We start from the raw sequence: 12,089 nt of genomic DNA on the forward strand, positions 1-12,089 counted from the left end.
GTGGCGGAGCTTGAGCATTGGTTATGAGGTGAGCCTCGTCAAATCCCCTGGGCGGACTCGAGGGCGGAGCTAGCTGTTAGATAGAGTTGTTTTTGAATAAGAATCAGCAAAAAAGACCGTCATGCAGCGCGCAGCGAAGCATCTTGCGTGCAGCAGTAAACCAATCGTTTGACGAGGCCCGCGAGATGCTGCGCTGCGCGCTGCATGACGGTCTTTTTTATTCAGGAACAACTCTATCTAACAGCTAGCTCCGCCCTCGAGTCCGCCCAGGGGATTTGACGAGGCTCACCTCATAACCAATGCTCAAGCTCCGCCACCCGTCCGTCCGCGACTACTTTCCCTACGAGCCCACCGACGACCAGGCCGGGCTGTTCACGCAGCTCGACGCGTTCCTGCGCGACGACCTGCCGGGGCGCAAGGTGTTCGTGCTGCGCGGCTACGCGGGCACCGGCAAAACCACCGTGGTCAGCGCCCTGGTGCAGTGGCTGCACCAGCTCCAGCGCAAGTACACGCTGATGGCCCCCACCGGCCGGGCGGCCAAGGTGATGGCGGCTTACGCCGGCGTGCCGGCCAGCACCATCCACAAGAAGATTTACCGCCAGACGTCCGGCTCGCCCTCCGAGCGGCTCAACTTCCAGCGCCAGCCCAACCGCGGCGAGCAGACGCTGTACATCGTGGACGAGGCCTCGATGATTTCGGACGAGAAGGCCTTCGGCGAAAACGGCCTGCTCGATGATTTGATGGGCTTTGTGTTTGAGAAGCAGAGCAACAAGCTGCTGCTCATCGGCGACACGGCGCAGCTGCCGCCGGTGGGCCAGCTCCTAAGCCCGGCCCTCGACCCCGAGCTGCTGGCCCACCGCTTCCGGGCCACCGTGGGCAGCGTGGAGCTGCGCCAGGTGATGCGCCAGGCCCAGGAATCGGGCATTCTGGTAAACGCCACCGAGCTGCGCGAGGAATTGCGCCAGGAAGTGCCCAACATCCAGCTGCACACCAGGGGCTTCCGCGACATTTTCAAGATGGGCGGCGACAAGCTGGAGGACGGCCTGCGCTGGGCCTACCGCCAGTACGGCCACGAAAACACCACCATCATCTGCCGCTCCAACCGCAACGCCAACCAGTACAACCAGCTCATCCGCCGGGCTTTGTTCGACGCCGAGGAGGAGATTGAGGGCGGCGACTACCTCATGGTGGTGCGCAACAACTATTTCTGGCTGCCCAAGGACTCCGAAATCGGCTTTCTGGCCAACGGCGACTTTCTGCAAATCACCAAAATAATCCGGCGCGAGGAGGTCTTCGGCTTCCACTTTGCCCAGGCCCAGGTGCGGCTCGTGGACTACCCCGACGAGCCCGAAATCGAGGTAAAGCTGCTGCTCGACACGCTGCACACCGAGAGCCCGGCCCTGCCCTCGGACCGCAACAATGCCCTGTACCAGGCCGTGAGCGAAGACTACGCCCACTTCAAGACCAAGGCCGAGCGCTACAAGGAAATGCGCAAGGACCCGTACCTGAACGCGCTGCAAATCAAGTTTGCCTACGCCCTCACCTGCCACAAGGCCCAGGGCGGGCAGTGGCAGGCGGTGTTCGTCGACCACGGCTTTCTGAAACCCGACGAGCCGCTGGCGGGCGAGTTTGCGCGCTGGCTCTACACGGCCATCACGCGGGCCTCGGAGCGGCTGTTCCTGCTCAATTTTCAACAGAAGCTGCTCGGCGACGCGCCGGAGCCGGAGTAGGGCCCCGGCAGGGCCGGCGAGCCCAATCTCACAATAAGCCACCCGCGCTTGTTGCTGCCTCGGTTGCTTGATTGGGTCACGGCATAGAATTTTAAGCGCCGCACTTTGGTTGCGGGGTGCCGCAACTGCCACGGGTAGTTTGGTTTTAAATTTGCCTGGCTGCGCAAAACCGTTAATTTTGTTATTCTCCAACCCCTTCTAATCCTTCAAATTTCCTGACTTCATGAAAAAAACCCTGCTCCTCGCCCTGAGCCTGACCGCTGCCGCTTTCTCCGCGCAGGCCCAGGCCCCAAAGCCCGCCGACAAAGCCGCCGGTCCGGTGGCCGGCCCCGCCATCACGTTTGAAGAGGTGAAGTACGACTTCGGCTCGGTGGTGCAGGGCGGCGTGGTCGACCACACGTTCAAGTTCAAGAACACGGGCACCGCGCCCCTCGTCATTTCCAACATCGGCGTGAGCTGCGGCTGCACCACCCCCGAGTACACCAAGGACCCGGTGCTGCCCGGCAAAACCGGCTCCATCACCGCGCACTTCAACACAACCGGCAAAATGGGCATGCAGAACAAGGTGCTGACCGTGGAGTCGAACGCCCCCGCCGGCAGCGCCACCGTGTCGCTGGTGGGCGAGGTGAAGGAAGCACCGGCCACGGCCAACGCCGCCCCGGAGATGAAAGCCGAAGCTTCGGCCGCGGCTCCCGCCACGATGCAGGTCAATGGCAAGAAGGTCAATACCAAAGAAGCTGACCGCGTTAGGGTCAAAGTGAAGTAAGCGCGCAAGCCCTTCTCATGGATGCAAAAAGGACGGCCCGCACCAGCGGGCCGTCCTTTTTGCTTTTTACCGGAATGAATGCCGCGGCACGTTGCCGCCGCTGCCGCCCCTATGGGTCGCCTATAGCTCGCGCACGGCCAGCAGCAAGCTCACCCAGCCCGCCATGAGCAGGAGCCCGCCCACCGGGGCCACCGCGCCCAGCTTGGTGATGCCCGTGAAGCACAGCGCGTAGAGCGAGCCGCTGAATACGAGAATGCCGCCCAGCCAGAGCCAGCCGGTGGTGCCCAGGGCCCGCAGCTCGGGGCGGGCCGTCCACAGCACCCCAATGGCCAGCAGCGCCAGCACGTGGTAAAACTGGTACTTCACCGCGGTTTCGAAGGTGTCGAGGCGGCCGGCTTTGGCCAGCATGTCGTGCAGGGAGTGGGCCCCGAACGCGCCAATGGCCACGCCCAGCCCGCCCAACAGGGCCGCCAACTGAATCAATAATCGAGCAGTCATCTGAGGAGAAGCGGGGAAGCGGGGAAGTTAGGGAAGCGGGGAGACGGGGCGGCAAAGGTAGGGTCGGGCCGGGGCTCAGATTTGCCGCTTCAGGCGCACGTTGGTGGTGTGCAGGTTGCCGTCGGGCCGGCGGAGCACCAGGAACAGGTTGCGGCCGTCTTCGGAGTGCAGCATGCGGTCGAGCTGGGTGAGAGAGAATACGCTGGCCGGCAGGAAGTTGATGCTCAGTAGCTCTTCGTCGACTTCCAGGCCGGCGGCGGCGGCGGGCGAGCCGGGCATGACGCGCAACACCAGGAAGCGGCGGTAGTCGGGCCCGGTGGCCAGCAGCTCCACACCGCACATGTCGTGCTCGAACGGGTCGCGGAACTGGGTGTTGGGGCGCAGCAGCAGGCGCTGGTGGGGGTAGTCGACGACGAGCGAAAAGCGCTTGAGCAGCTCGTAGCCCACGTTGCCGTTGCGGGGCACGTCGGTGCGGCGGTGCACGTCGGCCGCGTTGGGGAAGGACGTCAGCACCGAGCGCATGGTGTAGCGGCCCAGTTGCATGGTGGTCACCCGGCCCAGGTAGCCCTGCACGATGCCCGTGAGGCCCCGGCCCAGGTCGGTGGGCAGGCGCCGGGCGGGGCCCCTCAGGCGGGGGTCCGAGTCGAGCTCCAACGACAGGGCGTGGCTGGCGCCGGTGTCCAGCACCAGCTTGAGGGGCAGGGTGAGCGAGTCGCTGAGCTGCACGCCGGCCACGACGTAGGCCTTGTTGTTTTGCAGTATCAGCGGAATGCTGGACCACCGCTTGCCCCGGGGGCCGCGGTACGTGGCCGGGGCGTCGAGCACCAGCTGGTTAACCTCGGGCCGCAGCGTCACCACGAAGCTGCGGAACAGCTCGGAGCCGAGGATGCCGTGGATGGGCACGCCCACGTAGCCCGACAGGTTGAGGACGTCCTCGGAGAGCACCAGCCACGTCATGAACGGGGCCACCACGCCGGGCAGCGCCGTCCGCACGCTGTCGGTTTGGTAGGCCAGCAGCCCCGATTCGAGGCCGCCCGCGCCCACCACCCGGAACCGCTGGCCGTGGCGCAGGCGCAAGGAGTCGGCCAGGGCCGGCGACGTGAGGATGGAAGTGCTGACGCCCGTATCGAGCAGAAAATTGTAAGGCCCGAATCCGTTCAGCGTGCCCGTCACCACCAGCAGGTTGCGGTGCATGGCAAATTCTACCCGGGCTACTTTGCGGCGGGCGTTTTCGAACACAAACGGCGCGGCGGTTTCCGCGGCTTGCGCGTGCGCGGGGCGGCCCGCATCCCAGCAAAAGCTTAGGAAAACCAGCAAACACACAAAGCGCGGAAAAAACATGGCAGGAAGACGCAACCGATGCGGTAAATTAAGCGAATAAGACGCGCCTTTACCTACTCCGGCTGCCCGGCCCCCCTCATCTTCCCAAGGTCCCCTTTCGGCCGGCCGCCGGCCCGGCGGAATTGCCCGCTCTGGAGAAGCCCGGGGGAAGTCCATCCGCGCCGCGCGGCGGCGGCCTCGGGCTCGGCCCGGAGCGGCTTCACGAACGGTGCACGCAGTGCAGCCCGGCCCACCTCGCCCCCGGCCCCTCTCCCGCGGAGAGGGGAGCCTGATAAGCCTGATAACTGTGCTTGGATTATGAAACTGCTCCAGAGCCGGTCTGCAGACTTTTCAGTTCTGCTTTAAAACGTGCCTCGACGCTGAAACTGCGCTAGGCGGGCACTTCCCACCGGCCGGCGGGGTCGTAGCCCAACTGGCCGCCGCCGATGTGCAGCGGCGCCGCCACGTTGTTGTCGTAGAGCTGGCCCGTGCCCAGTCCCTGCGCAAACCCGCGCACGTCGTGCTCGCCCGTGAGCTGGGCCACGGCGTTGAGGCCCACGTTCGATTCCAGGGCCGAGGTAATCCACCAGCCGATGCCCCGGGCCTGGGCCAGCGCAATCCAGTGGTTCGTGGCCGCGTGGCCCCCCAGCAGGGTGGGCTTGAGCACCACGTAGGCCGGTTTAACCTCGTCGAGCAGCGCGGCTTGGCGGGCGGGGTCAACCACGCCAATCAGCTCTTCATCGAGCGCAATGGGCAGGGGCGAGGCCCGGCAGAGCGCCGCCAGGGCCGGGAGCTGGCCGGCGGCAATGGGCTGTTCGATGGAATGAATCTGGAACGCGGCCAACTCCCGCAGCTTGGCCAGGGCGTCGGCCGGGGCAAAGGCCCCGTTGGCATCTACCCGCAGCATTAGTTGGCCGGCGGGCGCCACGGCCCGAATTTCGGCCAGCAGCGCCAGTTCCGTGGCAAAATCCAGCCCGCCAATTTTTAGCTTCAGGCAGGAGTACCCCGCCGCCAGCTTCCCCTCAATCTGCTCGCGCATGAAGGCGGCGTCGCCCATCCACACCAGGCCATTGATGGGCAGCGTGGCCGTTCCTTGGCTGAAGCCGTTGGCGTACAGCTGGCGCCGCCCGCCGCCGGCCAGGTCGAGCGCGGCGGTTTCGAGGGCGAATACCAGAGCCGGAAAGCCCAAACCGACGAACGCCGGGGCCTGAGCCGCCGCGAAGGTGGCAAAAGCCCCGGCGTTGAACCGGTCGCAAAGCCGGGCCACGGCGTCCGCAAACCCCGGCCCGAAGTCGGGGCTAAGGCCGGCCAGGGGCGCGGCTTCGCCCAGTCCCACGGCCGCGGGGTGAGCGGGGTCGGTCAGGTGCAGGTACCAGGCTACGTGTTCGGCCAAGGCGCCGCGGGACGTGCGAGCCGGAAAGTTGAAGCGCAGCGCGCGCCGCGAAAAGCTAAGACGAAGCATGCCGCAAAGATGCGCGGCGTGCTTCGCTCGGCCAGGGACGGCGCTACTTGTTGGCCGCCTTCTTACCCCGGCGGCTCACCAGGCCGCCTTTGCGGCCGGCATCGCGGGCTTCGTCGGCGGAGAAGCGGTGGCCCCGGCCGCTGGCGTGCGAGGCTTTGCCGCCTTCGCTGGCAATGCGGCGCTGGGTTTCGGGGCTCATGGCAGCGAAGCCCCGGCGGCTTTTGGTGCCCACCCGGTTGGCGGGGCGGGTGGCGGGTTTGGCAGCGGCTGCCAAATCACTGGTGGAATTCGTAGAAGGCATTGAAATATGGAAAGGAGGTTAGGGGTAATACAAGTTAGACCCGCCCGGCCATTATTCTACTACGAACAGCGGTTTAAGTTGTGATTTGTTCCGAAAATGCGTGTAAATACCAATTTCATGGAAGAGCTTCTACGTATTTCCTGAGGAGCTTTGCGTGTTTGGTCCCCTTGGCGGCAGGCCGTGCGTGGCGCACGGGGAGGGCTGGCCGTAACCTCCGGCCCGCCAGGGCGGTTAGTGCCTTGGGCCCCTAATAACTGCCCTTTTTTTTCTTTCGCCAATGCCTCAACTTCACCATTCGCCGGCCGCCCCCCGCTTGGCGCGGCCCTGGCTGGCCCGCTACCAGGCCGTGCGGGCCCAGAGCCAGGCCCTGTGCGCCCCCTTGCTGCCCGAGGACACCGTGGTGCAGCCCACCATCGACGTGAGCCCGCCCAAGTGGCACCTGGCCCACACCACGTGGTTCTGGGAGACGCTGCTGCTCAAGGAATACGCCCCCGACTATCAGGTATTCCACCCGGAATACGCGTTTCTGTTCAACTCCTACTACAACTCGCTGGGCTCGCGCGTGAACCGGGCCGACCGCGGCACGCTCTCGCGCCCGCCGCTGGCCGACGTGCTGGCCTACCGTGCGCACGTGGACGCCGCCATGGCCGAGCTGCTGGCCCAGGACGAGGCGTTGCCCGCCGCATTCTACGAGCTGCTGGAGCTGGGCCTCCAGCACGAGCAGCAGCACCAGGAGCTGCTGGCCACCGACATCAAGTACATCCTCAGCACCAGCCCGCTCGCCCCGGCGTACGCTGCGCTTAATGAGGAATTAAGAATGAAGAATGAAGAATTGGGAAATGGCCGCTCTTCGCAACTAGAAGACAATTCCTCATTTCTCATTCCTCATTCTTCATTAAGCGCAGCGCCCGCGTCCTGGCTGGCCGTGCCCGGCGGCATTTACCGGGTGGGCTTTCAGGAAAAAGGCTTTTGCTTCGACAATGAGCTGGCGGCCCACGAGGTGCTGCTGGCGCCGTTCGAGCTGCAAAACCGCTTGGTGACCAACGCCGACTACCTGCAATTCATCGAGGCCGGGGGCTACCGCGACTTTCGCTACTGGATGGGCGAGGGCTGGGACCTGGCCCGGGCCGAGGGCTGGGAAGCGCCGCTGTACTGGGTGCAGCGGGACGGCCGCTGGCACCGGTTCACCCACCACGGCTTGCAAGCGGTAGCGCCGGAAGCGCCCGTCACCCACGTCAGCTTTTACGAAGCCGACGCCTACGCCAACTGGGCCGGCGCCCGCCTGCCCACCGAGGCCGAGTGGGAAACCGCCGCCCGCCACTTCGGGGCCACTACCCGCGGCGGCACCTGGCTGGAAAGCGGCCAGCTCGACCCCCAGCCGCTGCCCGCCGACGCCGACCCCCGCGCCTGCCACCAGTTGCTGGGCGACTGCTGGGAGTGGACCTACTCGGCCTACCACGCCTACCCCGGCTACGCCCGCGCCGCCGGGGCCCTGGGCGAATACAACGGCAAGTTCATGGTGAACCAACTGGTGCTGCGCGGCGGCTCCTGCGCCACCCCGGAAAACCACATCCGCCTCAGCTACCGCAACTTTTTTCACGCCGACAAGCGCTGGCAGTTCACCGGCATCCGGCTGGCCCGCCGAGGGCCGGGCGGCTGACGGAAGTAAGCCCCGGCAGCGTGCCCATCCGCGCACGCGGTATAGAGGCGCAACCATGCGTCTCTACCGCGCTCCGGCGGCGTGCCCGGATGGGGAAACCTTTACGAGGCGCTGGACCAGCCCGTTACCGTTACCTGGGGGCGTAACGGCCGGCGCTTTTTAAAGCTGCCTTAGCGCTCATGCCAAGTTAAAAGTTGGGAGATGAGCAGGACGTTCTCTTCTCATCGTGCTCATCTCCCAACTTTTTCGGATAGGGCCTAAGGGTTAACATTTCATTCGTCCGCGCTTTAACTTTTAACTCTCAACTTTTAACTCGACACCAACGCTTCCTGACCTTCCCGCCTTTTCGTCCACAGTCACTGCATGACCAATTCCTCCCTTCTCAGCCGCGTTGCCAGCGAATTGGCGCAGCACGTGGCCGCTGGCCTGGGCCGCACGCCCAAAACGCTGTCGTCGATGTACTTCTATGACGACGCGGGCAGCCAGCTGTTCCAGCAAATCATGGAGCTGCCAGAGTACTACCCCACCCGCGCCGAGTTTGCCATTTTCCGGGAGCACGGCGCGGCCATCGCGGCGGCCCTGAGCCCGCCCGGCGGCGGCGAGTTTGCTCTGGTGGAGCTGGGGGCCGGCGACGGCGCCAAAACCAAGCTGCTGCTGCGCGAGCTGCTCGCCGCCAGCCCGACTTTTACCTACGCCCCGGTGGACATTTCGACGGGCGCCATGGCCGGCTTGGTGGAAATGCTAGCGCTCGAAATGCCCGCCCTGCGCGTGGCCCCAATGGTGTCGGACTACGCCACCGCCCTCGCCCAGCTGCGGAGCCGGCCGGGCGGCAAGGCGGTGCTGTTTCTGGGGTCGAACATCGGCAACTTCGGGCCGGCCGAGCGCCTGGATTTTCTGCGCCGGCTGGCCGCCCCGCTGGCCCCGGCCGACCGCCTGCTCATCGGATTCGACTTGCAGAAGGACCCGCGCCGCATTCGGGCCGCCTACGACGATGCCCAGGGCGTCACGGCCGCGTTCAACCTGAACCTGCTCACCCGCATCAACCGCGAGCTGGGGGCCAACTTCGACCTCGCCCACTGGCAGCACTACACCGACTACAACCCCCTCACCGGCGCCGTGCGCTCGTACCTGGTCAGTGCCCGCGCCCAGCAAGTGCGCCTCGCCGCCCTGGACCAAACCGTGGATTTCGCGGCCTGGGAAGTCATTCACACCGAGAATTCCTATAAATTCACCCTGCCTCAGATTGAGGAGCTGGCCACCGAAGCCGGCCTGCGGGTGGTAGCCACTTTCACCGATGCAGCGACAGACTTCGCCGACGTGGTGCTGGCCGCGCGGGAGGAGTAAAGCATTATTCAATAATAAATCACCGGCAATGCTCAGCCTCGCCTCCGGTTACGGAAATTTTGCGGTGCCCCCCGTGGCGCTGGAAGCGGCCACGACCGCGCTGGCCAGCGTGCAACAGCGCCGCGCGCCGCTGGAAGTCAGTCCCATAGCGGGCCTGCCCGAGCTGCGCGAGGCCCTGGCCCAGCGCTACCGCCAGCGCGGCGCGGCCGGCCTCACCGCCGAGCAGGTGCTGGTAACGGGCGGAGCCAAAACCGGCCTGTTTGCCCTGCTCAGTGAGCTGCTGGAAACCGGCGACGAGGTGCTGCTGCCTACCCCCAACTGGTTTGGGTTCCACGACCTGGTGCGCCGGGCGGGCGGCATATTGCGCCCGCTGCCCTTGACTGCCGCCGACAACTACGCTCTTCGCCCCGAAGCGCTGCGGGCGGCCCTCACGCCGGCCACCCGGCTGCTCATCCTCAGCAACCCCAATAACCCCACCGGGCGCGTGTATGCCCGGGCCGAGTGGGCGGCTTTGCTGGCCGTAACCGCCGAATTTCCGCAGCTCTGGGTGCTCAGCGACGAGATTTACGAAGGCATCTGCTTCGGGCCGGAGCCCGTGCCCACCCTGCTGGCCTGGCCCGACCCGCACCAGCGGCACGTGGTGGTGAGCGGCTTCTCCAAGTCGCTGGCGCTGGCGGGCTGGGGAGTGGGCTGCGTGGTGGCGCCGTCTGCGTTGGCGCGGGCGGTGGCCGCCCGGCTGTTCAGCACTGGCGCGCCGGTGCCCGTGCCAGCCCAGGCCGCCGCCCTCGCCGCTACCCGGCACGCGGTGGCCATCGGGGCGGCGCTGTGCGCGCAACTGGGACCCACGCGGCAGCTGCTGCTAGCCGGGCTGGCCGCTCTGCCCGGGGCTGCTGCCGTTGTGGCGCCGGAAGGCACGTACTACGTGTTTGCCGATTTTACCCGGTTCCTCGACCCTGGCTTGCCTGCGGCGGAAGCTTCGGCCCAGCTGGTGCGGCGGCTGGCCGCGGGCGGGGTGGAGGTGGTGGACGGCGCTACTTGCGGGGCGCCTGGCTTTGTCCGGCTTTCCTACGCCGTGGACGAAAGCGTGCTGCGCGAAGCGTTGCAGCTGATGCGGGAGGTGCTGGCTCCGATTGCGGCCTAGGGCGGTTTCCAAGTCCGTGTGGACGGCGCGACTGATTAAACCTTACCCCCGGCCCCTCTCCCGCGGAGAGGGGAGCCAATTCGGGTCCATTGAACGCACCCCTCTCCGCCGGAGAGGGGCCTGCCCCGCAGGGGTCTCGTGAGGTGGAACGTCCGCACGGACCCGAAATCGTTTTAATTATCCGGTGATTCCCATTGGTAATACTGGCCCAAAACGGGCGGGCTTACCTTTGTGTCCGGCTATTTTGCTGGCTGATTAAGTTTTTTGCGTTGAAAGACCTCCGCCCTCACTTGCGTCCTACCGTGTTGCTGGCGTATCCGGTGGTGTTGTCACAGTTGGGGCATGTCATGGTCAGCTTCGTCGATTCGGTGCTGGTGGGGCGCACAGGCACCGTGCCACTGGCCGCCGTGAGCCTGGGCGTGAGCAGCACCACCGTGCTCCTGATGCTGGGCATTGGCCTGAGCATGGGCAGCGTGCCCCTGGTGGCCGCGGCCGACGGCCGGCGCGACCTGCCCGATTTGGGCCGCCTGCTGGTGTCGTCCGTCTGGCTGAGCGCGCTGGCCGGGCTGGTGCTGGCCGGCCTGGGGCAGCTGGTGCCGTTTGCAATGCACTACCTGGGCCAGCCGCCCGCGGTGGAGGCGCTGGCCGCGCCCTGGGTGCGGGTCATCAGTTGGTCCTTGCTGCCGCTGATGGTGTTTCAGGGGTTTCGCGAGTTTGCCGAAGGGCTGGGGCTCACCCGGCAGGCCATGTGGCTCTCGGTGCTAGCCAATGTGGTGAACGCCGCGCTGTGCTACGCGCTGGTGTTTGGCAAATGGGGCGCGCCCGAGATGGGCCTGATGGGTTCGGCCTGGGCTACGCTCATGGCCCGCGGGCTCATGGCGCTGCTCATGGCGGCCTACGTGCTGCGGGCCCGGCGCCTGCAAGTATACCGCGCCGCCATTGGCAATTGGTGGCCCGATGCGCCCACCCTGCGTCGCCTGTTGGGACTGGGCGCTCCTATTGGGGTGCAAATGGCGTTTGAAGTAGGCGCCTTCGCGGCGGCGGCCATCATGATAGGGTGGCTGGGCGCGGCCCAATTGGCGGCCCACCAGGTGGCCATCAACCTGGCTTCCATTACCTACATGGCGGCCAGCGGCATCGCGACGGCGGCCACCATCCGGGTGGGCAAGCTGCAGGGCGGCGGCGAGCTGGGCGCGGCCCGGCAGGCGGGTTTCGCGGCCTACGTGCTCGGGTTCGCGTTCATGGGTGCTATGGCGGTGCTGTTCATCTGCACCCGGCACGTGGCCCCGCTCCTGTACAGCCACGACCCGCAAGTGCTGGCCCAGGCGGCTACGCTGCTGCTCATCGGGGCCCTGTTTCAGGTGTCCGACGGTTTGCAGGTGGTGGGCCTGGGGGCGTTGCGCGGGCTAGAGGACGTGAAGGTGCCTTCCATCGTGGCGCTGCTGGCGTACTGGGTGGTGGCGCTGCCGCTGGGGTATTTCCTGGGCTTCACCCTGCACCTGGGCGCGCCCGGCGTGTGGACGGGCCTGCTGGTGGGCCTGACCATCGTGGCCGGGGTGCTGCTGCTGCGCTTCCGGCGCGAGACGGAGCCGGACTACCGGGCGGAGCTGTCGGCAAAGGAGCCCGCAGCCGTTCGGTAAACGGGAACGTCGCTCGTAAAACGCGGCCCGGCTACATTGCGCCAAATTGCGCCGTTCCGGTAATTGCGGGGCGCTTGCAGCACTTGAGCGAATTTTTTGGCGGCGAGAACTAGGTAGAGACGCATATTTGCGTCTGGTCGCTCGGGCCGTTCGCGCCATTGTCGTTCAAACGATGAGACGCAAGCAGGCGTCTCTACCTGGTCTGGCACTAGCTTTAACGGCCTGCT

General features: G+C 66.0%; 10 protein-coding genes. 6 read left to right on the forward strand and 4 right to left on the reverse strand.

The annotated features are described in order from the left end of the window. The first annotated feature begins 299 nt into the window (after positions 1 to 299). Entirely contained in the window at positions 300 to 1,730 is a 1,431-nt protein-coding gene (locus RMO51_RS15975; RefSeq protein WP_310396275.1) for an AAA family ATPase, read from the forward strand. 223 nt (positions 1,731 to 1,953) lie between these two features. Then, complete coding sequence (locus tag RMO51_RS15980; protein WP_310396277.1) at positions 1,954 to 2,496, forward strand: DUF1573 domain-containing protein; 543 nt, start codon at positions 1,954 to 1,956, stop codon at positions 2,494 to 2,496. A 120-nt stretch (positions 2,497 to 2,616) separates the two neighbouring features. Here RMO51_RS15980 and RMO51_RS15985 read toward each other — a convergent pair whose 3' ends face one another. The 4 genes from RMO51_RS15985 to RMO51_RS16000 all read right to left on the reverse strand — a co-directional run bounded on the left by RMO51_RS15985 (position 2,617) and on the right by RMO51_RS16000 (position 6,077). Next, complete coding sequence (locus RMO51_RS15985; RefSeq protein WP_310396278.1) at positions 2,617 to 2,994, reverse strand: DUF423 domain-containing protein; 378 nt, start codon at positions 2,992 to 2,994, stop codon at positions 2,617 to 2,619. Between the two features lie 75 nt (positions 2,995 to 3,069). After that, the gene (locus RMO51_RS15990) at positions 3,070 to 4,311 is read right to left on the reverse strand and encodes an aspartyl protease family protein (protein ID WP_310396280.1); all 1,242 of its coding nucleotides are present in this window, start codon (positions 4,309 to 4,311) and stop codon (positions 3,070 to 3,072) included. 394 nt (positions 4,312 to 4,705) lie between these two features. Beyond that, on the reverse strand, positions 4,706 to 5,776 hold the full coding sequence (locus tag RMO51_RS15995; protein ID WP_310396281.1) for an o-succinylbenzoate synthase: 1,071 nt from the start codon (positions 5,774 to 5,776) through the stop codon (positions 4,706 to 4,708). Between the two features lie 43 nt (positions 5,777 to 5,819). After that, positions 5,820 to 6,077, reverse strand: a complete 258-nt coding sequence (locus RMO51_RS16000; protein ID WP_310396283.1) for a KGG domain-containing protein — start codon at positions 6,075 to 6,077, stop codon at positions 5,820 to 5,822. Positions 6,078 to 6,354: 277 nt separating this feature from the next. Between RMO51_RS16000 and egtB the strand changes: the two genes are divergently transcribed. The 4 genes from egtB (at position 6,355) to RMO51_RS16020 (ending at position 11,862) form a co-directional block, all read left to right on the forward strand. Then, positions 6,355 to 7,737: an ergothioneine biosynthesis protein EgtB gene (egtB, locus tag RMO51_RS16005; RefSeq protein WP_310396284.1), complete on the forward strand. Its 1,383-nt coding sequence runs from the start codon at positions 6,355 to 6,357 to the stop codon at positions 7,735 to 7,737. Between the two features lie 363 nt (positions 7,738 to 8,100). Continuing rightward, positions 8,101 to 9,081: an L-histidine N(alpha)-methyltransferase gene (gene egtD, locus RMO51_RS16010; protein WP_310396286.1), complete on the forward strand. Its 981-nt coding sequence runs from the start codon at positions 8,101 to 8,103 to the stop codon at positions 9,079 to 9,081. Between the two features lie 28 nt (positions 9,082 to 9,109). Beyond that, positions 9,110 to 10,222, forward strand: coding sequence for a pyridoxal phosphate-dependent aminotransferase (locus RMO51_RS16015; protein WP_310396288.1), 1,113 nt, complete (start codon positions 9,110 to 9,112; stop codon positions 10,220 to 10,222). Between the two features lie 269 nt (positions 10,223 to 10,491). Next, complete coding sequence (locus tag RMO51_RS16020; protein ID WP_310396290.1) at positions 10,492 to 11,862, forward strand: MATE family efflux transporter; 1,371 nt, start codon at positions 10,492 to 10,494, stop codon at positions 11,860 to 11,862. The last annotated feature ends 227 nt before the right edge of the window (positions 11,863 to 12,089 follow it).

Origin of the sequence: Hymenobacter sp., assembly GCF_031398885.1 — a bacterium.
Classification (GTDB): domain Bacteria; phylum Bacteroidota; class Bacteroidia; order Cytophagales; family Hymenobacteraceae; genus Hymenobacter.

Coding starts and splice junctions, on each gene's coding strand:
- RMO51_RS15975 (WP_310396275.1), top strand. CDS start 300: ATGCTCAAGCTCCGCCACCCGTCCGTCCGCGACTACTTTCCCTACGAG.
- RMO51_RS15980 (WP_310396277.1), top strand. CDS start 1,954: ATGAAAAAAACCCTGCTCCTCGCCCTGAGCCTGACCGCTGCCGCTTTC.
- RMO51_RS15985 (WP_310396278.1), bottom strand. CDS start 2,994: ATGACTGCTCGATTATTGATTCAGTTGGCGGCCCTGTTGGGCGGGCTG.
- RMO51_RS15995 (WP_310396281.1), bottom strand. CDS start 5,776: ATGCTTCGTCTTAGCTTTTCGCGGCGCGCGCTGCGCTTCAACTTTCCG.
- RMO51_RS16000 (WP_310396283.1), bottom strand. CDS start 6,077: ATGCCTTCTACGAATTCCACCAGTGATTTGGCAGCCGCTGCCAAACCC.
- egtB (WP_310396284.1), top strand. CDS start 6,355: ATGCCTCAACTTCACCATTCGCCGGCCGCCCCCCGCTTGGCGCGGCCC.
- egtD (WP_310396286.1), top strand. CDS start 8,101: ATGACCAATTCCTCCCTTCTCAGCCGCGTTGCCAGCGAATTGGCGCAG.
- RMO51_RS16015 (WP_310396288.1), top strand. CDS start 9,110: ATGCTCAGCCTCGCCTCCGGTTACGGAAATTTTGCGGTGCCCCCCGTG.